Here is a 23902-nt window from a genome sequence, read left to right as displayed (position 1 = left end):
CGGGCCAGCGGCGGGTGCGCCCGCATTGCCGCCGGCGAGCACACCGGAATGCGCGCCGCCGCCAAGCGATCCCGAGCCACCTGGCGTGCCGCCGGCCGCGCCACCGCCGAGACTGCCGACGCCGCCGACAGCACCGACTGTCCCGGAGATGGCACCCGCAGCGCCGGCGCCGGTGGCCACGGCGGCGCCGGATGCCGCCGACGTGGTCGTCCGCGGCGGCTGGTCCGGCACCCGGGGCGCCCTCGGTTCGTCGTCCGGACGACGCCGCCGGTCGTCCGGCACCTCCTGCTTGAGCGGTGTGAACCACGGGACCGAGCCGTACACCTCGGCCGACTCGCGCTGCATCGTCCGCATGACCTCGGCGGCTCGCCGGTGCGCCGCGCGGGACTTCTCCAGCGGCCCCCACGGATCCTGGACCAGCAGCCCGGCGTTGGAGAGATCCTGGCTGACGAACGGGCTACCGGAAGGGGACAGCACCCGGACCCCGTCGGACGCCGACATGGCCATCGTGCCGCCACTGGACGCCGACATGGCCATGGTGCCGCCACTGGACGCCAGCGCCACCGAACCGCCACCGCTCACGCCACCGGCCACCCCGCCGGTGCCGCCCGCCGACGGGGTCGGCATGGGGATCTGCTCGGGCACCAGGACCGGCTCCGGCATCTCCCGGGCGGCCCGCACCGCGATGTCCGTCTGCCTGCTCACGCACGTGCCCGCCTCGTGCGCGCGGCCGCCGGTGTCCTCGGCCCAGCGGGCCAGCTGCGCGGCCGTCTTCCTGGCCAGCTCGGCGGCCGACCCTTCCCAGCCCGCTTCCGACTTGCGCGCGGCCCGGTCCAGGTCGTCGGCGATCTCCTGCAGCAACACGCCGACGTCGCCCCACTTGGCCGCCACCGCGTTGGCCCCGGCCACGTCCAGGCCCTGGGTGGCCATCAGGTAGAGCTCTTCATGGCTCCACGTCATCCAGTCGATGTCGGCGTGCAGATCGCCCGCGCCGAGCGGTCCGTAGTCGGTGTCCTTCGGCCAATGGTCCGGCGGGATGCAGCCACCCGGCCCGATACCCATCGACGACGACCCGCCGCGATCGGCAGGCGTCTCGTCGCGCTCGTCCGGCGGGGTGCCGTCGGTGTCCCAGCCGTCGTCCGTGCCCCAGGTGCCGCCGCCCTTCGGCAGACCGGGTTCGTCCGGCCGGACACAACCGCCGGGAGCAATGCCTTGGGCCTGCCCGCCACCACGCCCGCGCAGGCCGCCTTCGGAAGGTGGGAGGGTCACGCTCGGCTCCCTTCGTCAGCGACTTTGCGTTGCATGTCCCGCATCGCCGTCTGCAGCTCTTCCTCGGTGGTGTAGTAGCGGCGCGTCGCCGCCCGCACCGCCGCCTCGTAGTCGGCGATCACCATCGCGAACTGCTTCAGCACGCGGATCGCCGCACTGTCGGTGCCGTCCGCCACCGCGTGCAGCCGCTTGCTCATCGTCTCGGCCACCCAGTTGGCGCCGAGCTTGAGCGGCACGTCCAGCTCGCGCGCCTCGGACAGCACCTTGTCCACCTTCTCCTTGATGTCGGCCAGGTCCTTCAGCAGCGCGTCGGCGGTCTCCTCGTCCAGCCGCAGCTTGCCCTCCTGGGCGGCTTCCTTCAGCGCCGCCATGTCCCGGGACACCGGGACCAGGTCGACGCCCGACCCTTTGCCGAACGTCTCGTCCGGGTCGGGCCGCTGCGGAGCATCGGCGACGTCGTCATCGGCCACGTCACCGGGAGTCACGGGAGCAACGACCTCCGGGTCGGGCGCCAGCGCACCTTCATCGGACGGCGACGGGACGGGCGGAGCCGGAGCAACCCCTGGCACGGTACCCTCGCCCGTCTGGTAGGCGGGGTCCAGGTGAGCCGGTGGCGGATCCTCACCACCGAGGGCGACCAACTTGTCTTCGCTCATGCTGCGGAGTACCCCCTCCTGCGGCGCCTGGCGATCAAGCCCTGCAAACACGGTACCGAGTCGGCCCGATTCGGAAAGGATTTTTGCCGGAATTCCTCGGCGGCCCTCGGCGCGCTAGCCTCAAGCCACCAACAAGCACTGACCAACCCCTTCGACGGTGCCTCCCACCAGGAGGTTCCCGGTCGCGCGACAGATACAAGGAGCCGTGTCGATGCCCGTCACCCCGCGAACCGACCTGGACACGCTGCCCAGTTACGTGCCCGGCAAGTCCGTGCCCGGGGCGATCAAACTCGCCAGCAACGAGTCCGCGGACGGCCCGCTGCCGAGCGTGGTGCGCGTCATCGCGGACGCCGCGGAGGCGATCAACCGCTACCCGGACATGGGGGCGTGGACGCTGGTCGAGCGGCTGGCGGACAAGCTGGGGGTCGAGCGGGACCAGGTCGCCGTCGGCTGCGGCTCGGTGTCGCTGTGCCAGCAGCTCATCCAGGCGATGTGCGGGCCGGAGGACGAGGTGCTGTTCGCCTGGCGTTCGTTCGAGGCGTACCCGATCATCACCCAGGTCGTCGGGGCCAAGCAGATCACCGTGCCGCTCGACGACAGCTACGCCCACGATCTCGACGCGATGCTGGCGGCCATCACCCCGCGGACGCGCGTGGTGTTCGTGTGCAACCCGAACAACCCGACCGGCACCGTCGTTCGCCGGGAAGAGCTGCTGCGGTTCCTCGACGCGGTGCCGGACGGTGTGCTGGTGGCGCTGGACGAGGCGTATCGGGAGTACGTGACCGACGGCGACGTCCCCGACGGTGTCGAGTTGCTGGCCGGCCGGGACAACGTGGCCGTGCTGCGCACGTTCTCCAAGGCTTACGGGCTGGCCGGGCTGCGCGTCGGCTACCTGGTGTCGAACCCGAAGGTCACCGCGGCGGTGCGCAAGGTGTACGTGCCGTTCAGCGTGAACTCGCTGGCCCAGGCGGCCGCGCTGGCCTCGCTGGACGCCTACGAGGAGCTGATGGCCCGCTGCGCCCAGGTGGTGGCGGAGCGGAGCAGGGTGCGCAACGAGCTGCTCGCCGCGGGCTACGACGTCCCGGAGACCCAGGCGAACTTCGTCTGGCTGCCGCTTGGCGAGCAGACCGCGGCCTTCGCCGAGCACGCGCTGGCGAGCAAGGTCGTGGTCCGGCCGTTCGTCGGCGACGGTGCCAGGGTGACCATCGGCACCCCGGAGGAGAACGACACCTTCCTGGCGGCGGCGCGTTCGTTCAATCGAGCAGGAGCTTGATCACCGCGGCCAGGCCGACCACCACGATCACCGCGCGGAGCACCTGCGGCGGCAACCGGCGGCCGATCTTCGCACCCAGCATCCCGCCGAGCGTGGAGCTCACCGCGAGGATGGCCACCACCGGCCAGCTCACCGGCGCGAGGAACGCGTAGATGATCCCCGCGACGGTGTTGACCACGCCGGCCAGCACGTTCTTCAGCGCGTTGAGCCGCTGCAGCGACTCGGTCAGGAACAGGCCGCCGATGGCCAGCAGCATGATGCCCTGCGCCGCGGTGAAGTAGCCGCCGTACACGCCGACCAGCAGCGTGCCGATCCACATGGCCAGGCCGCCGTGCTCGTGCCGCTTCTCGCGGCGTTCGCCCAGCCAGGCGCTGATCCTGGGTTGCAGCACGACCAGTGCCAGGGCGAACAGGATCAGCACCGGCACGATCGTCTCGAACGCCGTCGGCGGCAGGGACAGCAGCAGGACCGTGCCGAGCACCGCGCCGAGGAACGAGGCTACCGCCAGCCGCATCACCCTGGCCCGTTGCCCGGCCAGCTCGCGGCGGTAGCCGATGGTTCCTGCCACCGTGCCGAAGATCAGCCCGATGGCGTTGGACGTGGTGGCGGTGACCGGTGGATAGCCCACCGTCACCAGTACCGGGAACGTCACCAGGGTGCCGGAGCCGACGACGGTGTTGATGGTTCCGGCCCACAGGCCGGCCAGGAAGATCAGAACCGCTTGCCACCAGCTCACCGCCTGCAAGCTACGCCAGTGATCGTCCGGGCGCTTCTCGTGCGTGGCGCAGGCCACGGCCGGCCGGTGCTCACAACCGGCGCAGCAGCCTCCCGGTGAAGTCGATGAGCCGGGCGTAGTTGGCCAGCGACAGCCGCTCGTCGGTGCCGTGGATACCGCTCAGGTCGGCGCTGTCCACCAGGATCGGGGCGAAGTTGAATCGTTCCCTGGCGACGTGGTGGTAGTGCCGCGCGTCCGTGGCACCCGGGACCAGGCCGGTGGTGACCACCGCCTCCGGCACGACCGCCGTGGCCAGCTCGGCGAGCATCCGGAAGACCGGGCTGTCGGTCGACGAGATCGGCGACGGTTCGGAATGGTGCTCGCCGGGCGCCAGCTCCACGCCGACCTGCTTGTCACGTACGACCCGGCGGCAGTGCTCGAGCACGCTCTCGGTGGTGTCGCCGTGCAGGATGCGGAAGTTCACGTACGCCTCGGCCGTCTGCGGGAGGACGTTCGGTTTGACACCGCCTCGGATGACCGTCGGTGCGGTGGTCGTGCGCACCAGCGAAGCGCTTTCCCGGCTGAGCGCCAGTGCGTAGGCGAGCGGTTTGCCCAGCGATGCGGCTCGGCCGGCCAGCTTGCCGAGCGGGCCGCGGATGTACGGCGCGACGCGGGCGACCATCTCCCGCACCGGGTCGGTCAGGCGCAGCGGCAGCGGATGGTCCTGGATGTCGGCAACCGCGCGCGCCACGCGAGCCACCGCCGTCTGGCGCGGCGGCATGGACGAGTGACCGCCGACGTCGCTGGTGAACAGCCGCACGGTGGCGAAACCCTTCTCGCCGGTCATGATCATCGCGGTCGGCACCGGCACGCCGTCGACCAGTCCCAAGCCGATCACGCCGCCCTCGTCGAGCACGAAGTCGGCGACGACACCCTCCGCGGCCAGCAGGTCGGCCATCTTCGCTGCGCCGTGCATGCCGCCGATTTCCTCGTCGTGGCCGAATGCCAGGTAGACCGTGCGTCGCGGACGCCACCCGTCCGCCAGGGCCCGCTCGGCCGCCTCCAGCGTCGCCAGCACGCGTGACTTGTCGTCGATGGTGCCGCGGCCCCACACGTATCCGTCGGCGATGACGCCCTCGAACGGCGGATACGTCCAGGCTGCCTCGTCGTCGACCGGCACGACGTCCTGATGGGCGAGCAACAATGCCGCGGGCCGCCCATCCGCGCGGCCGGCCCAACGGTAGAGCCGGCTGTGTCCCGCCGTGCGCAGTTCGAGCTCCGCATGCACGCGTGGGAACGACCGCTCGAGGAACTGGCCGAACTGGGCGAATTGCCCGTCGTCGATGCGATCGCGCTCTTCGTAGGAAACCGTGCGGTACCGCACCGCCTGAGCCAGCCGCTCGGCGGCGGGATCGACGTCTCCCGGCCGGTGACGGACGCTCAGCCCGAGCTTCACCAACGGATCGGGGAGGGGAGCGCCGGTCAACTCGACGGTCGCGCGCTGCACGGAGGAGCGCGGCACCAGCTGCAGGACGGTGTCTCCCGCCCGCCACACCGCGCCCTCGCCGGGCAGCAGGGCACGGTAAGCACGGGCGGCCCGATCAAGGTCGTGGACGGGCACCACCACGCGCCGGATCTCGCGCTCGCCGTGGCGGTCGTCGGGCGGGGCCGAGCGGTATTCGATCACCAGCGGGACATCGGGATCATCGCAGTCCGCCTGGCGCCAGCGGCTCCGTTCTCCGCCGGGTGCCGATCGCTCACGGTCCACCGGGTCGTGCACGGCGAACCCGGCGGACCGCAGGGCTGCGACGGCCTCTTCGAGGTCGTCCACCCGCAGCACCGGGACGACGGTTCCCGGTTCGTGTTCCGATCCCGAGTGCCGTCGCCATCTGCGCAGCAGCCGCCGGCCCCAGGGAGTGGAGCGCAGCTCCAAGCGGCAGTGCGCCAGCGGAACCTGCACGGTGCCACCGGACGGCGAGCGCCACGCGACGAAGCCGGCTTCGGCGAACTGCCGCGTGCATGTGCCGAGGTCGTCCACCACGCACACCAGGTGATCGAGCTCGGCCATGCATGTGATCCTGCCACCACGACCCGGTCACCGGCAGCTCGCGCGGATAAGGTGAGCAACCAGACAGCGAAGGAGGCGCCGTGGCAGAGCCGACCGCGCACAGTTCCATCGACATCGCCGCCCCGCCGGAGCTGGTGTATCGCATCGTCTCCGACGTGACCGGCTTGCCGGAGTGGGCCGAGGAGACCGAGCGCTGCGTGTGGCTGGGCGGTGCCACCGGGCCCGCCGTCGGCGCCCAGTTCCGGGGCGTCAACCGGCACAAGGGCCGCAGGTGGGCGATGAAGTGCACCGTCACCGAGGCCACGGAGGACCCGCAGCGTTGCCGCTTCGCGTTCCAGGTCAGCCTGCTCGGCGTGCCGACCGCGGTGTGGAGCTACGACATCGAAGCCACCGAGCGGGGCTGCCGGGTCACCGAGAGCACCCGCCGCCTGGCGCCGGACCTGCCGACCAAGCTGGTGAACAGGTACCTGCTCGGCGTGCCCGACCGCGACCGGCACAACCAGCGCAACATCGAACGCACGCTGCAGCGGCTCAAGGAGTACGCCGAGCGGCAAGCGGCCAACTCCGCCGACGTCTGAGGGACGGGCGCGCGCGCCGAGTGCTGAACGGATTTCCGGGCGGCGTCGGCGTCGTTCTCGGCGACGGGCGCGCGCCGGGTGCCGAACGGTGCGCCGGCCGCGCTAGCGGACCTGGAGCACCACCTTGCCCAGCGCCGCGCGATCCTCCAGCGTCTGCAGCGCCTTGCCGACCTCGGACAGCGGGAACCGGGCGCCGATCAGCGGGTCGAGCACGCCGGAGCTGATGTGCGGCCACAGGTCGTCCCACTGCCGCTGCATGAACTCCGGCTGCGGCCTCCAGTACGGGCCCCAGCCCACCCCGACCACCGCGATGTTGTTGAACAGCAGCCGGTTGACCTTCACGGTCGGGATCTCGCCCGCGGTGAAGCCGATGACCAGCAGCCTGCCGTCCGGGCGCAGGCAGCGCAGCGAGTCGGTGAACCGGTCGCCGCCGACCGGGTCGACCACGATGTCCACGCCGCCGGTCAGCTCCTGCACCGCGTCCTTGAACCCGTCGACCCGCACCACGTCGTCCGCGCCTGCGTCCCGCGCGACCTGTGCCTTGGCGTCGGTGGACACCACGGCGATCACCCGGGCGCCGAGCACCTTGGCCAGCTGGATCGACGCCGTGCCGATCCCGCCCGCGGCGCCGTGCACCAGCACGATCTCGCCCGGCTGCAGCCTGCCCCGGTGCACCAGGGCGAAGTGCGAGGTCAGCACGTTCATCGGGATCGCGGCCGCGGTCTCGAAGCTCATCCGCTCCGGCAGGCGGAACACCGCCCGCCGGTCGACCGCGACCGTCTCGGCGAAACCGCCGAAGCCGGGGAACGCGGCGACCCGCTGGCCGGGCTGGAATCCGGAGCCCTCCGGGGCCGACCGCACCGTCCCGGCGACCTCGGAGCCAGGCACGAACGGCAGCTCCGGCTGAATCTGGTACTTCCCGCGGCTCTGCAGCACCTCGGGAAACGTCACGCCCGCGGCGTGAACGTCGATCAACACCTGGCCTTCGCCCGGCTCCGGCTCGGCGATGTCCACCACCCGCACCGCGGCGGGCCCGTCCAGGCGCTCGATGTGCACGGCTCGCATGCGCCACATGCAATCACACCGACGGCCACACTGAGTGTGGCCCCGATCACCGTCAGGGCCGGGTGATCGGGGCCACGTCGCGCCGGAGATCAGCCTGCGGTGCCGCTGCCCGCGCCGACCTCCTCCAGGAGGATGTCAACGGCTCCGTCGTTCCGGCTGGTCTCCCGCTCGATCACCTCGTCCGGCGGGTAGAAGCCGTCGATGCCACCGCTGGACGGGTACATCTCGAAGCAGAAGCTGAGGATCTTGTGCTTGCCCCACATCCAGTCGTTGATGTCCCCGTCGGTGATGTACAGGTCGCTCGCCTGCTCCGGGGTGTACCCGTTGCTCTTCGCCATCCGGGTGCCGACCCTGCGGAACCGGGCCGCCTCCTCCTCGGTCATGCCGTCGGTGGTTTCGTCGGTGGTGTGCCCGAACGGCCACAGCACCAGCTCGCTGAACGTGTGGAAGTCGATGTGGCCCTTGATCTGCTGCTCACCGTCGATCACCCGGGAGTCGACGAACGTGGTGATCGCCTTGGTCTCCGGCTGGTCCTCGGGGGCCGCGCCGCGGTAGTCCTCGGCGCCCGGGTGGCCGCTCGACCCGCCGCAGCAGCCCCACTTGTAGGAGAAGTTGCGGTTGATGTCGGTGCCGACGTACTGGCTGCCCTCGTTGGGCTTGCGGGTCTTGCGCCAGAACCGGTACTGGCCGGTGGCGATGTCGTACTCCACGCCGTCCGGGTTCACCATCGGGACGACCCAGATCTCCGCGGTGTCCACCAGCGACTTGATCTTCGGGTCGGAATCGTAACCGTCGGTGAACCGGTTGACGATGTGCAGGCACATCTCCGTGGTCAGGTGCTCCCGTGCGTGCATGTTGCAGGTGAACAGCACCTCGGGCTCGTCCTCGTCGACGGCCGCCGAGTCGCTGATCTTCACCAGCGGGATGTCCCTGCCCTCGTAGGACGTGCCGATGCTGCTGACCTGGACGATGTCGGGGTGGTCCTGGGCGGCCTTGGTGATCTCGGCCACCATCTCGTCGTAGTTGTGGTAGCCGGAGTCGGCAGGCGGGAAGTCGCCGGGCTTCTTGCCTTTGGACCGCTCGGCGAGCCGCTTGAGCACGTCGGTGTCCGCGATCAGCCGGAACCCGGCCGCGCGCAGCTTGGCGGCCTGTTCCTTGGTCGCCCGCACGGTCATGATGCCGTGGTCGGCGCTGAGCACGTCGACGCCGGACCGGGCCACGGACGTGCGCTTGGCGACGCTGTTCAAGCCGGTGATGGTGTAGACGGTGGCACTGTCGACGGTCTGCGGGGCCGGTGCGTCCGCCTGGGCGGCCGCCGGGACCAGCACCGCGAGTCCTGCTGCGAGCGCCGCGGCTGCGGCCAACCCGCGTCGAGTGGGCATTTTTTCCTCCGCGCGCAAGTAGTTGGTGTACTTCTCACGGTGCTGGTAGTGCGCGCGGTGCAACACCGTCGAAAGTCGCGTTCAGCCGATCGAGCGCGGCTATCCGCCGATAGTCGGGTGAACCCGGCCGGGTTGCGGTCTTGCCTGCACCGCGAAGATGAACGCATGACTGCTACCGGCAAGCCATCACCGTTGTACGAGGTCCACCACGACCTGGGCGCGACCTTCACCGAGTTCGCGGGCTGGACCATGCCCGTTCGTTACAGCTCCGACCTGGCCGAACACCGGGCCGTGCGGCAAGCGGCCGGCATGTTCGATCTGTCCCACATGGGCGAGATCGAGGTCACCGGGTCGCAGGCCGGGCAGGCGCTGGATTACGCCGTGGTGGGCACCGTGTCCACGCTCAAGCCGGGCAAGGCCCGCTACACCATGCTGTGCGCCGAGGACGGCGGGGTGATGGACGACCTCGTGGTCTACCGGCTGGCCGAGGACCGCTTCCTGGTCGTGGCCAATGCGGCGAACGTGACGGTGGTGGCCGAAGCGCTCACCGAGCGCGCCGCACGCTTCTCCGGAGCGACGGTGACCGACCGCTCCGCCGAGTACGCCCTGATCGCCGTGCAAGGCCCCGCGTCGCCGGAGATCGTCCGCGCCGTGTGCGATGCGGACGTGGACGGGCTGAAGTACTACTCGGCGGCACCGGCCCAGGTGACCGGTCACGACGTTTTGCTCTCCCGCACCGGCTACACCGGCGAGGACGGCTTCGAGCTCTACTGTGCGCCGGACCATGCCGCCGAGGTGTGGGCCAAGCTGGCCGAGGCGGGAAAGCCGCACGACCTGCTGCCCGCCGGGCTGGCGGCCCGCGACACCCTTCGCCTGGAAGCGGGCATGCCGCTGTATGGTAACGAGCTCAGTCGGGAAGTGACTCCGTTCGACGCCGGGCTCGGACGGATCGTGAAGCTGGACAAGGAAGGCGGGTTCGTCGGCCGCGAGGCGCTGGCCGCGCGGGCGGGGCGACCCGACGAGAAGGTCCTGATCGGGCTTCGGGGTACCGGCAGGCGCGCACCGCGGGCCGGCTACCCGGTGCTCGGGCCGGACGGGCCCATCGGCCACGTCACCAGCGGGGCGCTCAGCCCCACGCTGGGGTATCCGGTCGCAATGGCTTACGTGGACGCCGGGTTCCGTGAGCCGGGCACCGAGCTGCAGGTCGACGTGCGCGGCAAGCAACTGCCGGTCGAGGTCGTCGAGTTGCCGTTCTATCGGCGTTCGTGACGAACCCACGAGTTCGTACATCGTTTTGTTACTTCGCGCCGCTAACGTCCGATAGCCCCGAAGTGCCGGAAGGACAGGACAGAACAAGAGAGGGGCGAAACTTGTGGCGGTAGAGGCGGAGCGCCAGTCTGATACGGACCGGCTCCCGTGGTACCGGACGGTCCACGGGCCGGTGTTCTGGCCCGCAGCGGCCATCGTGATCGTTTTCGTCGTGGCGGCTGCGGTGTGGCCGACGACGATGAACGACGACGTGATGGCCCCGGTCCAAATGTGGATCGTGGAGTGGTTCGGCTCGTACTACACGCTGTTGGTCACCGGGTTCGTGGCATTCTCACTGTGGATCGGCCTCGGACATTTCGGTGACATCAAGCTCGGCAAGGACGACGACGAACCCGAGTTCGGGGTGCTGTCGTGGTTCTGCATGCTGTTCGCCGCGGGCATGGGGATCGGCCTGGTGTTCTGGGGGGTCGCCGAGCCGCTGAGCCACTACGCGGGGGTGCCGAACCGGGCAGCCGGCGCGCCGAGCGGCATGACCGACGAAGGCGTGCACGAGTCCCTGGTGACCACCTTCCTGCACTGGGGTTTGCACCCGTGGGCCATCTACGTCGTCGTCGGTGTGGCGATCGCTTACGCAGTGCATCGCAAAGGCAAGCCGGTCTCCATTCGCTGGACGCTCCAGCCGATTTTCGGCAACAAGGTCAGGGGATGGATCGGTGACGTCGTCGACATCGCGGCCATTGTCGGGACGCTGTTCGGCGTGGCGACGTCCCTCGGCCTCGGTGTGCTGCAGATCGGATCCGGTCTGAGCTTTCTGGAGATCATCGGCGGGGATCCGGGCAAGATCGTTTACATCGTGCTGATCGGTGCCATCACGCTGATGGCGACCGTGTCCGTGGTGACCGGCGTTCGCCGGGGCATCCGGTGGCTGTCGAACATCAACATGGGCCTGGCCGCCGTGCTGTTGTTCTTCGTCGCGGTCGCCGGAGCTTCGCTGTTCCTTGCCAGGGAATTCGTCGAGGCGGTTGGCCTGTATTTCCAGGAGCTGGTGAAGCACAGCTTCAACACCACCGCGCTGGCCGGTGAAGACGGCACCGCGTGGCAGGGCTGGTGGACGGCGTTCTACTGGGGCTGGTGGATTTCCTGGGCGCCCTTCGTCGGCGTGTTCATCGCTCGGATCTCCAAGGGCCGCACGGTCCGCCAATTCGTCGCGGCCGTGCTGTTGGTGCCGGCCACGCTCGCGTTCGTGTGGTTCACCGTGTTCGGTGGCACCGCACTGAACGAGGAGCGGAACGCCCCGGGCACGTTGATCGCCCGGGGCCAGGACGGCCAGCCGTTGCTGGACGCCGACGGCAACAACATCTCGGTCAACGTCGACAACTCGCTGTTCGAGCTGCTCGACGGGTTCCCCGGCGGGAAGGTGCTGGTCGGCGTGGCGATCATCCTCGTCGTGTTGTTCTTCGTCACCTCGTCCGACTCCGGATCGCTGGTGGTCGACATGCTCGCTTCGGGCGGCCACCCCGAGCCGCCGACGTGGAGCCGGGTGTTCTGGTCGGTGATGGAGGGCGCGATCGCGGCGGTGCTGCTGACCGTCGGCGACCAAGCGGGCCTGACCGCGTTGCGCTACGCGGCGATCATCATTGCCCTGCCGTTCAGCGTGGTGATGATCCTGATGTGCTGGGCGAGCCTGAAACAATTCCGCGCCGAACGTGAGATCGCGTTGCGGATACAGCGCAGGCAGCAGCAGCAGGAACTGACCGAGCACGTGACGCAGAACCTGATCGAGGACGGCCTGGTCGAACCGAACAACGTGTCCGGCGGCAGGTAACGTCACCTGTCGTGCGCAGCATTCTGGTGTCCGGCGGCACCGGCACGCTCGGCACGCATGTGGTCGAGCGGCTGGTTGCCGCCGGTTGCCGTGTCGTGGTGTTGACCAGGCACCCGCGCCCGGGCGGGCAGGGCGAGCAGCGCAAGGGCGACTTGACGACCGGCGAGGGGCTGGCCGCTGCGGTCGCCGGGGTCGACACGATCGTGCACTGCGCGACCGGTGCTCGGTTCCGTCGCGTCGAGCAGCTCGGTGCGCAGCGGCTGTTGGAGTTGTCCCGCGAGCACGGCGTCAGGCATTTCCTCTACGTCTCCATCGTCGGCATCGACGACCACCCGATGCCGTACTACCAAGCGAAGCTGGACACCGAGCGGTTGATCGCCGACTCAGGAGTGCCGTACACCGTGCAGCGCGCCACCCAATTCCACGAGCTGGTGTTGCGGATCGCCGCCGCGCTGGCCAGGCCGGCGGTTGCACTGGCGCCACACGGCGTTTCGGTGCAACCGATCGACGTCGAACAGGTCGCCGGGCGGGTCGCCGAGCTGGCGTTGGGGGACCCGGTTGGACGAGCACGGGACATCGGAGGTCCCCGCGTGCAGTCGTTGGCGGAGTTGGTCGCGGAGTACTGCGCGGCGGCCGGCCGGCGACGCCGGGTGGTCCGGGTGCCGGTGTGGGGAAGAACGGCCCGGGCTTTCCAGGCCGGCTTGCACCTGCTGGGACCGGACGGGGAACGGCTCGGTGGTTCGTTCGCGGACTTTCTGAGCAGGCGGTTCTCGGTGAAGTGAGTGCCCGCGGTGCGAGACTGCGGCGCACCCGGTCTACACTGAACGGCGGACCCCCGCGACGTCCACCCTGTGAACCTCCCCAGGGCCGGAAGGCAGCAAGGATAAGCAGGCTCTGACGGGTGCGGGGGTCCCCTTTTGTGCGGGTGGGGTGCCTGCGTTCGTGGTGGGCCGACCCGGGGGCGTGAGGAGCGTCCCCGCTCACCGGCCGCGCGCCGAGCCGCAAGCCGGGCCGACCCGGGGGCGTGAGGAGCGTCCTGTGGTGGGGCTGCCGTCGACGGGGCCGGGGTGGGCCGACCCGGGGGCGTGAGGAGCGTCCGCCCCCGGCGGTACTCTCGGCCCGTGGCTCTCGCGCTGTATCGCAAATACCGTCCGGCGACTTTTGCCGAGGTCGTTGGCCAGGACCACGTGACGGAACCGCTTCGGGCAGCGTTGGCGTCCGGGCGGATCAACCACGCGTATCTGTTCTCCGGGCCACGCGGCTGCGGGAAGACGTCCAGCGCGCGCATCATGGCCCGTTCGCTGAACTGCGAGCAGGGGCCCACGCCCGATCCGTGCGGCGAATGCGCCTCGTGCGTCAACCTCGCCCCGGAAGGCCCGGGCACGGTCGACGTCGTGGAGCTGGACGCGGCCAGCCACGGCGGTGTCGACGACGCCAGGGAGCTGCGGGACAGGGCGTTCTTCGCGCCCGCCGAGTCCCGCTACCGGGTGTTCATCATCGACGAGGCGCACATGGTCACCACGCAGGGTTTCAACGCCCTGCTGAAGATCGTGGAAGAGCCGCCGGAGCACCTGATCTTCATCTTCGCCACCACCGAGCCGGACAAGGTGCTGCCGACCATCCGCTCGCGCACGCACCACTACCCGTTCCGGCTGATCCCGCCCCCGGCCATGCGCGAACTGCTGGAGCGGGTGGTGGCCGCCGAGGGGGTGCGGGTGGACCCCGCGGTGTATCCGCTGGTCATCCGGGCCGGTGGGGGATCGGCCAGGGACACCCAGTCGGTGCTGGACCAGCTGCTGGCCGGTGCCGGGCCGGACGGCGTCACCTACGAGCAGGCCGCGGCCATCCTGGGCGTGACGGATTCCGCCCTGCTGGACAAGCTGGTCGAAGGCCTGGCGGCGGACGACCCGAAGGCGGTGTTCGGCACGATCGAGCAGCTGGTCGACGCCGGCCACGATCCGCGTCGCTTCGCCAGCGATCTGCTCGACCGGCTGCGGGACCTGCTGTTGCTGCGGGCGGTGCCGGATGCCGGCTCGCGCGGTCTGGTCGCCGCGCCCGAGGACCAGCTGGCCCGGATGGAGGAGCAGGCCCAGCGCATCGGGCCCGCCACGTTGACCAGGTACGCGGAGATCGTGCACAACGGCCTGCTCGACATGCGCGGCGCGACCGCTCCGCGGCTGGTGCTCGAGCTGCTGTGCGCGCGGATGCTGCTGCCTGCGGCGGACGACTCCGAGGGCGCGGTGCTGCAGAGGCTGGAGCGGTTGGAGCGGCGGATGACCACAGCGGGGTCGGCTCCCGCCTCCGCAGGCTCTGCCGCGGATGCGGAGCCCGGTGCGGCCGCGCCGCGGTACCAGCGTCCTTCGGCGAGCCGGCCCGCTGCGCAGGCTGACCCACCGGCCGCCGCGCCGGCTCCGGCCGCGCGAGTGGAGTCTGCTCCCCAGCGGCGTCCCGCGGCGCCACCCCAGCCGCAGCCACAAGCTCCGGCGCCGGAGGCCCCGGCGACGCAGGCTGCCGCTGGGCAGCTGGATGCCGAAGGGGTACGCAGCAGGTGGTCGGAGATCCTGAAAGCGGTGCGCAAGCAGTCCCGCAGCACCGAGGCGATGATGATCAACGCCACGGTGCATGCGGTGGACGGCGGCGACGTCACGCTGATGCATCCGGCCGAGCCGCTGGCCCGTCGGCTGTGCGACCCGCGGAACGCCGATGTCATCGCCAACGCGCTGACCGAGGTGTTCGGCGGCCAATGGCGGGTGCGTTGCGTGCCCGCGGACAGTGTCGGTCCGGCCATGGCGGCGCCACCCAGCCCGGCTCCATCGCGTGGAGCCCGTCCGGCGGAGCCGAACCCGCCTGCGGCCGCCGCGCCGCCGGAGCCCGAGGACCCGCCGCTGCCCCCCGAACCACCGGAGGACGACGAGGACCTCTACGTGGAGGAGCCGTCGTCGATGCCGGCGGAGCAGGACAAGCCGGAGGACCCGGGCGAAACGGCGATCAAGCTGCTGTCCGATCAGCTGGGCGCCCGGCCGCTGGAGTAGGTCGTCACCGCGCCCCGAGGTACCGCAGCACGCCGTCGGCAATGGCGTCGGCGTACTTCTGCCGTCCGGCCGCCTGCTTCATCGTGGCCGCTTCCTGCGGGTTGCGCATGTTGCCGCACTCGACGAGCACCACGGGGCGCTTCGACAGGTTGAGCCCGGCCAGGTCGTCCCGCGGTGCCAACCCGTCCGATCCCAGGTAGGTCGAGAGCGGGAAGCCCGCGTCGCGCAGCGCATCGCGCAGAGTACGGGCCAATCGGACGGACGGCTTTCCTTGCGCGGCGTTCAGTGGCGGGGAGGAGTAGGCGATGTGGAATCCGCGGGCCGTGCCTTCGGCCCCGTCGGCGTGGATGGAGACCACCGCGTCGGCTCGAGTTCGGTTCCCGATGTCCGCCCGGCGGTCGACACAAGGCCCGACGCCGTCGTCCGACTGGCGCGTCATGACCACCTCGATCCCCTGTTGCCGCAGCAAGCGGCGCACCCGCTTGGCTACGTCGAACGTGAACGCGTGCTCGGGATAGCCGTCGTTGGTGGCCGTGCCGGTGGTGTTGCACGGCTTGGTGCGGCCGCGGCCTGCCGGGACGTGGCGGTTGATCTCCTCGGGTGCGGCCGCGTTCCCGCCGTTGTGGCCGGGATCGAGCACGACCACGGCCTTCTTCGCCTGGGTCGTGGCCGTGGCCGACGCCGAGTTGGGTGGCTGCGTCGGCGCGGCCGACGGCGGAACTGGACGCGTGCTCTGGGCCGGACGCGAGCTGGCCGGCGGTGGGGAGCTCGGCCGGTCGGCATGCCCGTTGGGGCTGGTTTCCGGGGCGTTGCTGCACGCACCGACGGCCATCACTGCTAAGACAGAGCACAGCCACCTTCGCACGGGCCCCACAGTGCCATGCTCGACGGCGCTAGGCTGGCTAGACGAGCCGTAGCGGTGAAGGTTCACGCAGAAAGGCAAGGGCGATGGAGCAGTCCGGGGGCATGCCCGACATGCAGGCGATCCTGGAGCAGGCCAAGCAGATGCAGCAGCAGCTGCTGAACATGCAGCAGGAGCTGGCCGACGCGGAAGTCACCGGCACCGCTGGCGGCGGCCTGGTCTCCGCGGTGGTCAGCGGGGACCTGGAGCTGAAGAGCCTGAGCATCGACCCGAAGGTGGTCGATCCCGACGATGTGGAGACACTGGCGGACCTGGTGGTGGCCGCGGTGCGCGACGCGATGGCCGCCGCGCAGCGGCTGACCGCGGAGAAGTTCGGCCCGATGGCCGGTGGCCTCGGCGGCCCCGGCGGGCTGGACCTCGGCGGCCTCGGTCTGCCCGGCACCGGAAAGTAGTCGAGGTTGTACGAAGGCGTCGTCCAGGATCTGATCGACGAGCTGGGGCGGCTGCCCGGCGTCGGTCCGAAGAGCGCCCAGCGCATCGCCTTCCACTTGCTGGGTTCCGATCCGGCCGACATCAAGCGGCTGGTCGACGTGCTGAACGCGGTGGCCGCCGGGGTGCAGTTCTGCGAGGTCTGCGGCACGGTCGCGGAACAGGACAAGTGCCGCATCTGCCGGGATCCGCGGCGGGACGCCACCACGATCTGCGTGGTGGAGGAACCCAAGGACGTGCTGGCGATCGAGCGCACCCGCGAGTTCAAGGGCCGCTACCACGTGCTGGGTGGCGCGCTGGACCCGCTGTCCGGCGTCGGGCCGGACCAGTTGCGCATCCGCCAGCTGCTGGCGCGCATCTCCTCCGACGAGGTCCGCGAGGTCATCATCGCGACCGATCCGAACACGGAGGGTGAGGCAACGGCCACGTATCTGGTTCGGATGCTGCGCGACTTCCCCGATCTGACGGTGACGCGATTGGCGTCCGGGTTGCCCATGGGTGGTGATCTGGAATTCGCCGACGAACTGACGCTCGGTCGGGCGCTGTCCGGCCGCCGTCAGGTCTGACCAGGCGAAACGCCGCATCGAACGGTGTCCGTGCCGCCCGTGAGCGGTCAAAGTCTTACGGCCGCGTAGCAGGATCGTGACCTGCCGGGCTTATGTCGTCGGGCCATTCCGGCTATCGTCTGGCCCCGACACGCAACGCGTTGGCCGCTCACCCATGCGGGCGACGATGGATCGAAACGGGCAAGAGGTGCCAGATGCTCCACAACAGGGCAACGAGATGGAAGAAGGCGGCCCTGATCGGGCTGGCGAGCGCGCTCGCGCTGTCGGTGGCCGCGTGCGCTTCCGAGCGCGGCCAAGGTGGTGAGGGTCAGGTCAGGGGCGGCACGCTGACGTTCGGCAGCGCGGGCGACCCCAAGATGTTCGACGCCACCTTCGCCACCGACGGGGAGACGTTCCGGCCGGTGCGGCAGATGTTCGAAACGCTGATCACCTACAAGCCGGGCACCGCCGAGCTGGCGCCGGCTCTGGCGACCAAGTGGGAGCCGGTCGACGACGGCAAGGGCTGGAAGTTCACGCTGCGCGAGGGCGTGAAGTTCCACGACGGCACCGACTTCAACGCCGACGCGGTCTGCTTCAACTTCGACCGCTGGTACAACATGAAGGGCGCCGCCGCGCAGAGCCAGATGATCTACTACGCCGACGTCTTCGGCGGCTTCAAGAACAACACCAGCGAGGACTTCGGCGAGCCGTTGTACGCCGGGTGCGAGAAGGAGGACGACTACACCGTCACCATCAAGCTGACCCGGCCGAGCGGTGCCTTCCCGGCGGCCTTCGGCCTCACCTCGCTGTCCATCGGCAGCCCGACGGCGATGAAGAAGTACAACGCCGACGAGGTCAAGCAGAGCGGCGAGGCGTTCACCTACTCCGAGTACGCCACCAAGCACCCGACCGGCACGGGTCCGTTCAAGCTGGAGTCCTACGACAAGGCGAACGGCACCGTGACGCTGGTGCGCAACGAGGACTACTGGGGCGACAAGGCGTACCTGGACAAGCTGATCTTCAAGACGATCCCGGAGGAGCAGGCCCGCAAGGACGAACTGCGCGCAGGCACCATCGACGGTTACGACCTGCCCAGCCCGGCCGACTACCAGGCGCTGGAGGACGAAGGCCACCAGGTGATGGTCCGGCCGGTGTTCAACATCCTGTACCTGGGCATCAACCAGAAGAACAACCCGAAGCTGCGTGACCTGAAGGTCCGCGAGGCGCTGGAGATGGCCATCAACAAGGAGCAGCTGGCCAAGACCAGGCTGCCCAAGGGCGCGGTGGCCCGTGACCAGTTCGTGCCGCAGGACCTGCCCGGGTACACCGAGGACGTGGTCAAGCGGGAGTACAACCCGGAGGAGGCCAAGAAGGTGCTCAACGGGTTGAAGGTGAAGTTCTACATCCCGACCGAGGTGACCCGTCCGTACATGCCGGATCCGCGGTCGATCGCCAAGTCGATCATCTCCGACCTGAAGGCGGCCGGGGTGCAGGTGGAAGAGGTCAGCAAGCCGTGGAACGGCGGCTACCTCGACGACGTCACCGTGAACGGCAAGCACGACCTGCACCTGCTCGGCTGGACCGGTGACTACGGCGACGCGGGCAACTTCATCGGAACGTTCTTCGGGCGGAAGAAGGCCGAGTTCGGCTTCACCAACGAGAAGATCTTCGATGCGCTGGCCACGGCCGACCATGAGCCGGACCCGGAGAAGCGCGGTGAGCTGTACGAGCAGGCCGCGGTGGAGATCTCCAAGTACGTTCCGGCCATCCCGCTGACCTCGTCGCCGCCGGCGATCGTGGTGTCCAAGAACGTGCAAGGGCTGGTCCCGAGCCCGTTGACGGACGAGCGGTTCGTGACGGTCAGTAAGAAGCAATCGGACTGACGCGCACAGCTGGCGTGTCCGACGCGCAGTAGTACGGCGAGTGCCCACCCATGACCGGGTGGGCACTCGCCGGTTCCCACCACACGGGCGGTTCCATGCTGAGGTTCATCGTTCGGCGGTTGCTGCAAGCGATCCCGACGCTTTTCATCCTGTCGTTGCTGATATTCGCCTGGTTCCGGGCGCTGCCCGGCGGGCCGGCCAGCGCCATGCTCGGTGAGCGGGCCACGCCGCAGCGCATCGCGGAACTGAACGAGACGATGGGTCTCAACGACCCGATCCCGGTCCAGTACCTGAAGTTCCTCGGCCGGATGCTCAACGGCGACTTCGGCACGTCGACCATCACCGGGGACTCGGTGCTGACCGAGATCGGCAGGCACTTCCCGGCCACCATCGAGCTGGCGTTCGCCGCGCTGTTTCTGGCGGTGGCGTTCGGCATCCCGTTCGGCTACCTGGCCGCCCGGTACCGGGGAAGCCTGTTCGACACCGGCATCGTGATCAGCACCCTGGTCGGTGTCGCGGTCCCGGTGTTCTTTCTCGGTTTCTTGCTCAAGTACGTCTTCTCCACCCAGCTGGCGTGGTTGCCGCCGTCCGGCAGACAGGACGTCGACATCGACGCGACGTCGGTGACCGGGTTCGCCACCCTCGACGGCATATTGACCGGTGAGTTCGACGCCACGCTGAACGCGCTCGAGCATCTGGCGCTGCCCGCGATCGCGCTGGCCACCATTCCGTTCGCGGTGATCGTGCGCATCACCAGGGCGTCGGTGCTGGACGTGCTGAACGAGGACTTCATCCGCACCGCGGAGTCGAAGGGATTGACCGCCCAGGTGGTGCGCACCCGCCACGTGCTGCGCAACGCGTTGCTGCCGGTGGCCACCACCATCGGCCTGCAGACCGGCTTGCTGCTGGCCGGGGCGGTGCTGACCGAGAAAGTGTTCGTCTGGCGTGGCCTCGGCTTCCTGCTCGCCCAGGGCATCGAGCAGCGCGACTACCCGCGATTGCAGGCGCTGATCCTGCTGGCCGCGGTGGTCTACGTGGTGGTCAACCTGCTGGTCGACATCTCCTACGCGATCATCGACCCGAGGGTGCGGGTGAGCTGACATGCAGATGTTGCTCGAGCGCAAGAAGCGCCGCATCGACGAGCTGGCGGCCGCCGGGCAAGGCGGCACCAGCTTGGCCAAGCAAGCGCTCAAGCGGATGCTGCGGGACCCGGTCGCGCTGGTCGGCCTGGTGATCGTGGTGCTGTTCGTGCTGCTCGCCGCGTTCGCTCCGCTGCTTGCCCCCAAGGACCCGTACCGGCCGTATCCGGAGCTGCTGGAGAACCTGACCGTCACGAACATCCCGGGGCCGATGCCCGGCTTCCTGCTGGGCAGCGATGCGGACGGGTTCGACTTCTTCTCCCGGCTGCTGGTCGCGTCCCAGCAGACGCTGATCGTGGCGGTGCTGGCCACCCTGTTCGGCCTGATGCTCGGGATGATCATCGGTGGCCTGGCCGGCGCGATCGGCGGCTGGGTGGACAGCCTGCTGATGCGGCTGGTCGACGTGCTGCTGTCGCTGCCCGCGCTGATCCTGGCGGTGTCCATCGCGGCACTGTTCGCGCGCAGCAACCAGTGGACGGTCATCATCGCGGTCGGCATGGTCAGCGTGCCGGTGTTCGCCCGCCTGTTGCGCGGCTCGATGCTGGCGCAGCGGGAAAGCGACCACGTGCTCGCGGCCACCGCGCTGGGCGTCAAGCGCACCACCATCGTGTTCCGGCACATGCTGCCGAACGCGCTCGGGCCGGTGATCGTGCAGGCCACGTTGACGCTGGCGACCGCGATCCTGGAGGCGGCCAGCCTGTCCTACCTCGGCCTCGGCGACCAGGATCCGTTTCGTGCCGAGTGGGGCCTGATGCTGGCGCAGGCGCAGCGCGTGTTCGAGGTCAAGCCGTCGCTGGCCTTCTTCCCGGCGGGCGCCATCATCGTCGTCGCGCTCGGGTTCACGCTGCTCGGCGAATCCATGCGCGAGGCCCTCGACCCCAAGAACCGCAGGTGATGGCGATGACATCGGAACGGAGGTGGAGCTGACCATGGCGCTGCTGGAGGTCGAGGACCTCACCGTGGTGTTCGGTCGCAAGGGGATCGAGCCGACGGTGGCGGTGGACAAGGTGAGCTTCACCGTGGAATCGGGGCAGACGATCGGCCTGGTCGGTGAGTCGGGCAGCGGGAAGTCGGTGACCTCGCTGGCCATCATGGGCCTGCTGCCCAAGCGTGGCGTGCAGGTCACCGGGTCGGTGCGGTTCGAGGGCACCGAGCTGTTGTCGCTGTCGGACGCCCAGATGCGCGACCGGCGCGGCCGGGACCTGGGCATGGTGTTCCAGGACCCGCTGTCGGCGCTGAACCCGGTGATCACCATCGGCAAGCAGCTGACCGAGACCCTGCAGCGGCACCAGGGCCTGGACAACAAGCAGGCGCGGGCCGAGGCGGTCGAGCTGCTGCAGAAGGTGGGCATCCCGGACCCGGCCCGGCGCATCGACGAGTACCCACATCAGCTGTCCGGCGGCATGCGGCAGCGGGTGATGATCGCGATCGCGCTGGCGTGCCGCCCGAAGCTGCTGATCGCCGACGAGCCGACCACCGCGCTGGACGTCACCATCCAGGCGCAGATCCTGCGGCTGTTGTCGGAGCTGGTGGCCAACACCGAGACCGCGATGATCATGATCACGCACGACCTCGGTGTGGTCGCCGGCCTGTGCGACGAGGTGAACGTGATGTACGGGGGGCGCATCGTCGAGCGGGCCGAGCGGTATGCGCTGTTCGCCGAGCCGCGCCACCCGTACACCAACGGCCTGCTGGGCTCGATCCCGCGCCTGGACATGCCGCGGGGTGAGCGGCTGGTGCCGATCACCGGTTCGGTGATCGACAACATCCCGTGGACCGAGGGATGCGCGTTCGCGCCGCGCTGCCCGAACGCCAACGACGACTGTGTCCAGGGGCCGCCGCCGCTGGAAGAGCTGCCCGGCGGCCGCATGCTGCGCTGCTACCACCCGGTCGAACCCGCGGCGGAGCAGCCGGCGACTTCGGAGGTTGCGCGATGACCCAGACCGCGGAGCAGATTCAGCCGGAGGCGCCGGGCACCTCCGACGTGCTGGTCAGCGTCGAGGACCTGAAGGTGCACTTCCCGATCAAGCGCGGCATCATCCTGGACCGCGTGGTCGGGCACGTCTACGCGGTCGACGGCGTCGATCTCGTCGTGCGCCGGGGGGAGACCTACGGCCTGGTCGGCGAATCCGGGTGTGGCAAGACGACGCTGGGCCGGGCGCTGCTACGGCTGGTCGAACCCACCGGCGGCCGCACGGTCTTCGACGGTGTGGATCTGTCCACGCTCGACGGCGAGGAGCTGCGCCGCATGCGCCGACGGATGCAGATGGTGTTCCAGGACCCGTTGTCCAGCCTCGATCCACGCCAGTCGGTGGAGTCGATCCTGGTCGAGGGAATGCGCGCGCACGGACTGGCCAAGGATCGGCAGCAGACCGGGAAGCGCCTGCGGGAGCTGCTCGACGCGGTCGGCCTGCCGTCGTACTCGCTGTACAAGTACCCGCACGAGTTCTCGGGCGGGCAGCGGCAGCGCATCGGGATCGCCCGGGCGTTGACCGTGCAACCGGACCTGATCGTGGCGGACGAGCCGGTGTCGGCGCTGGACGTCTCGGTGCAGGCACAGGTGATCAACCTGCTGGAGGACCTGCAGGGCGAGTTCGGCCTCACCTACATCGTCATCGCGCACGACCTCGCGGTGGTGCGGCACATCTCCGACCGCATCGGCGTGATGTATCTGGGCTCGGTGGTCGAGGAAGCAGATTCGGACGAGCTGTACCAGACGCCGCTGCATCCGTACACGCGTGCGCTGCTGTCGGCCATCCCGGTGCCGGACCCGGTCGTGGAGGATTCCCGCGAACAGATCCTGTTGGCCGGGGACCTGCCGTCGCCGGCCAAGCCGCCCGCTGGGTGCCGCTTCCACACCCGCTGCCCGTGGCGGCAGGAGCAGAAGTGCGCCACCGAACGGCCCGAGCTGCGGGAGATCCGCCCCGGTCACCGGGTGGCATGCCACTGGGCCGAGGACATCGAAGCGGGCAAGATCACCCGCCACGAAGTCGAACCCGAACTGGTGGAAACGGAAGTCGGCCCGCGCGACGTCCCGGACACCCCGGTCACGGTCACCGACATCGTCTGACCGCCCGTCTCCAAGACGTCGACGTGAGTGAGCGGGCAGGTTGTCCTGCCCGCTCATTGCGCATTCCTGACGCGGAGTCGTGGCAAGAACTTCCGATCCGACGTCACTCCGTGATGTCGACCTGGTTCGGGGCACGGGTTCGTGACCGGGGCGATCGACGGCAAGACCACCGCGTGCTTCGAGACGGTGCCTCCGCTCGTCCGCGACCCGTCGGACGGCGAAATGCGGCCGGATCGGGCGGTTGGGTCGAACCGGACGAGGAGCACGGCCGGCCGATTGCCAAGGCACTACTGGAGCACCGGATGGGCGCGAGTCGATCCACGGTGGCTGGAGCAGAGCATCCGACCAGAGCACTCGACCCACGGCGGTCGGAGCAGCAGCACCGACGTACTGGAGCAGCAGCACTGACGTGCTGGAGCAGCAGCATCCGACGTATCTGCGTGCCTGGTGATCTGCGGCACCGAAATCAGGTGGCGCGGCTGCTCAGCGGCGAAGCCGGCGCAGGCTCTGTGGCGTCGACCGCCAAGGCCGTCGGCTGCGGCCGTTTCCGCCCGGGCAGTGAGCCGAGCAGGACACCGGTGATGACCACCACGCTCGCGATCAGTTCGACCGCGGTGGGCTGCTCGCCGAGGACGATCATCGCGGACGTCATGCCGACGATCGGCACCAGCAGCGAGAACGGAGCGACGGCGGTGGCCGGGTTGCGCCGCATGAGCGCGGTCCAGATGCCCGTGCCGGTGATCGTGGCGGCCAGCACGATGTAGGCCAGCCCGGCCAGCGCC

21 protein-coding genes and 1 other RNA gene are annotated in these 23902 nt (G+C 69.6%); 14 read left to right on the top strand and 8 right to left on the bottom strand.

Annotated features, from left to right (window positions below):
• On the bottom strand, positions 1 to 1269 hold a 1269-nt coding region (locus tag CXP56_RS06555), incomplete at its 3' end, for a hypothetical protein (protein WP_286900398.1).
• Positions 1266 to 1925 (bottom strand): hypothetical protein, encoded by a 660-nt coding sequence (locus tag CXP56_RS06550; protein WP_028848479.1) that lies wholly within the window; start codon positions 1923 to 1925, stop codon positions 1266 to 1268. The genes CXP56_RS06550 and CXP56_RS06555, both read right to left, overlap by 4 nt.
• A gap of 211 nt (positions 1926 to 2136) precedes the next feature.
• On the opposite strand from CXP56_RS06550, the gene hisC reads away from it, so the two are divergent.
• On the top strand, positions 2137 to 3198 hold the full coding sequence (gene hisC / locus CXP56_RS06545; protein WP_028848480.1) for a histidinol-phosphate transaminase: 1062 nt from the start codon (positions 2137 to 2139) through the stop codon (positions 3196 to 3198).
• Here the strand turns inward: hisC and CXP56_RS06540 are convergent.
• Both CXP56_RS06540 and CXP56_RS06535 read right to left on the bottom strand, forming a co-directional pair.
• Entirely contained in the window at positions 3179 to 3934 is a 756-nt protein-coding gene (locus tag CXP56_RS06540; RefSeq protein WP_286900396.1) for a sulfite exporter TauE/SafE family protein, read from the bottom strand. The genes hisC and CXP56_RS06540 overlap by 20 nt on opposite strands.
• Before the next feature lie 70 nt (positions 3935 to 4004).
• Entirely contained in the window at positions 4005 to 5981 is a 1977-nt protein-coding gene (locus tag CXP56_RS06535; protein WP_286900395.1) for a M20/M25/M40 family metallo-hydrolase, read from the bottom strand.
• 80 nt (positions 5982 to 6061) lie between these two features.
• Here CXP56_RS06535 and CXP56_RS06530 point away from each other — a divergent pair, with 80 nt between their 5' ends.
• Entirely contained in the window at positions 6062 to 6559 is a 498-nt protein-coding gene (locus CXP56_RS06530) for an SRPBCC family protein (protein ID WP_028848483.1), read from the top strand.
• Between the two features lie 102 nt (positions 6560 to 6661).
• Here the strand turns inward: CXP56_RS06530 and CXP56_RS06525 are convergent, their stop codons facing one another.
• Positions 6662 to 7624 (bottom strand): NADPH:quinone oxidoreductase family protein, encoded by a 963-nt coding sequence (locus CXP56_RS06525; protein WP_028848484.1) that lies wholly within the window; start codon positions 7622 to 7624, stop codon positions 6662 to 6664.
• 89 nt (positions 7625 to 7713) lie between these two features.
• Positions 7714 to 9006 carry a M14 family metallopeptidase gene (locus tag CXP56_RS06520; protein ID WP_028848485.1) on the bottom strand — a complete coding sequence of 431 codons (1293 nt, stop codon included), beginning with the start codon at positions 9004 to 9006 and terminating at the stop codon, positions 7714 to 7716.
• Between the two features lie 165 nt (positions 9007 to 9171).
• Here CXP56_RS06520 and gcvT point away from each other — a divergent pair, with 165 nt between their 5' ends.
• From gcvT to CXP56_RS06495, 5 genes are all read left to right on the top strand, one after another.
• Positions 9172 to 10275: a glycine cleavage system aminomethyltransferase GcvT gene (gene gcvT, locus CXP56_RS06515; RefSeq protein ID WP_286900392.1), complete on the top strand. Its 1104-nt coding sequence runs from the start codon at positions 9172 to 9174 to the stop codon at positions 10273 to 10275.
• A 172-nt stretch (positions 10276 to 10447) separates the two neighbouring features.
• Entirely contained in the window at positions 10448 to 12100 is a 1653-nt protein-coding gene (locus tag CXP56_RS06510; protein WP_245566706.1) for a BCCT family transporter, read from the top strand.
• 11 nt (positions 12101 to 12111) lie between these two features.
• Positions 12112 to 12882 carry an SDR family oxidoreductase gene (locus tag CXP56_RS06505; RefSeq protein ID WP_028848488.1) on the top strand — a complete coding sequence of 257 codons (771 nt, stop codon included), beginning with the start codon at positions 12112 to 12114 and terminating at the stop codon, positions 12880 to 12882.
• Positions 12883 to 12924: 42 nt separating this feature from the next.
• Positions 12925 to 13021, top strand: an RNA gene (ffs, locus tag CXP56_RS06500) — signal recognition particle sRNA small type.
• Between the two features lie 200 nt (positions 13022 to 13221).
• Positions 13222 to 15132 carry a DNA polymerase III subunit gamma and tau gene (locus tag CXP56_RS06495; protein WP_028848489.1) on the top strand — a complete coding sequence of 637 codons (1911 nt, stop codon included), beginning with the start codon at positions 13222 to 13224 and terminating at the stop codon, positions 15130 to 15132.
• A gap of 4 nt (positions 15133 to 15136) precedes the next feature.
• On the opposite strand, the gene CXP56_RS06490 is transcribed toward CXP56_RS06495, so the two are convergent.
• Positions 15137 to 15778 carry an N-acetylmuramoyl-L-alanine amidase gene (locus tag CXP56_RS06490; RefSeq protein ID WP_038045468.1) on the bottom strand — a complete coding sequence of 214 codons (642 nt, stop codon included), beginning with the start codon at positions 15776 to 15778 and terminating at the stop codon, positions 15137 to 15139.
• Between the two features lie 302 nt (positions 15779 to 16080).
• Here CXP56_RS06490 and CXP56_RS06485 point away from each other — a divergent pair, with 302 nt between their 5' ends.
• From CXP56_RS06485 to CXP56_RS06455, 7 genes are all read left to right on the top strand, one after another.
• Positions 16081 to 16446 (top strand): YbaB/EbfC family nucleoid-associated protein, encoded by a 366-nt coding sequence (locus CXP56_RS06485; RefSeq protein WP_028848491.1) that lies wholly within the window; start codon positions 16081 to 16083, stop codon positions 16444 to 16446.
• 6 nt (positions 16447 to 16452) lie between these two features.
• Complete coding sequence (gene recR / locus CXP56_RS06480; protein ID WP_028848492.1) at positions 16453 to 17049, top strand: recombination mediator RecR; 597 nt, start codon at positions 16453 to 16455, stop codon at positions 17047 to 17049.
• 194 nt (positions 17050 to 17243) lie between these two features.
• Positions 17244 to 18911, top strand: a complete 1668-nt coding sequence (locus tag CXP56_RS06475) for an ABC transporter substrate-binding protein (protein WP_286900386.1) — start codon at positions 17244 to 17246, stop codon at positions 18909 to 18911.
• Between the two features lie 95 nt (positions 18912 to 19006).
• Positions 19007 to 20011, top strand: a complete 1005-nt coding sequence (locus CXP56_RS06470) for an ABC transporter permease (protein ID WP_028848494.1) — start codon at positions 19007 to 19009, stop codon at positions 20009 to 20011.
• Position 20012: 1 nt separating this feature from the next.
• Entirely contained in the window at positions 20013 to 20945 is a 933-nt protein-coding gene (locus CXP56_RS06465; RefSeq protein WP_028848495.1) for an ABC transporter permease, read from the top strand.
• A gap of 34 nt (positions 20946 to 20979) precedes the next feature.
• Positions 20980 to 21987: an ABC transporter ATP-binding protein gene (locus CXP56_RS06460; RefSeq protein ID WP_028848496.1), complete on the top strand. Its 1008-nt coding sequence runs from the start codon at positions 20980 to 20982 to the stop codon at positions 21985 to 21987.
• Positions 21984 to 23120 carry an ABC transporter ATP-binding protein gene (locus CXP56_RS06455; RefSeq protein ID WP_051310357.1) on the top strand — a complete coding sequence of 379 codons (1137 nt, stop codon included), beginning with the start codon at positions 21984 to 21986 and terminating at the stop codon, positions 23118 to 23120. The genes CXP56_RS06460 and CXP56_RS06455 overlap by 4 nt, the downstream gene beginning before the upstream one ends.
• A 466-nt stretch (positions 23121 to 23586) precedes the next feature.
• On the opposite strand, the gene CXP56_RS06450 is transcribed toward CXP56_RS06455, so the two are convergent.
• The coding region (locus CXP56_RS06450; RefSeq protein WP_286900382.1) for an EamA family transporter at positions 23587 to 23902 on the bottom strand (316 nt) is incomplete at its 5' end.

The sequence above is a fragment of the Thermocrispum sp. genome, assembly GCF_002919275.1.
GTDB classification, from domain to species: Bacteria; Actinomycetota; Actinomycetes; order Mycobacteriales; family Pseudonocardiaceae; genus Thermocrispum; species Thermocrispum agreste.
Note: the sequence above shows the minus strand (reverse complement) of the source record. Positions and strands in the feature narration are given on the sequence as shown.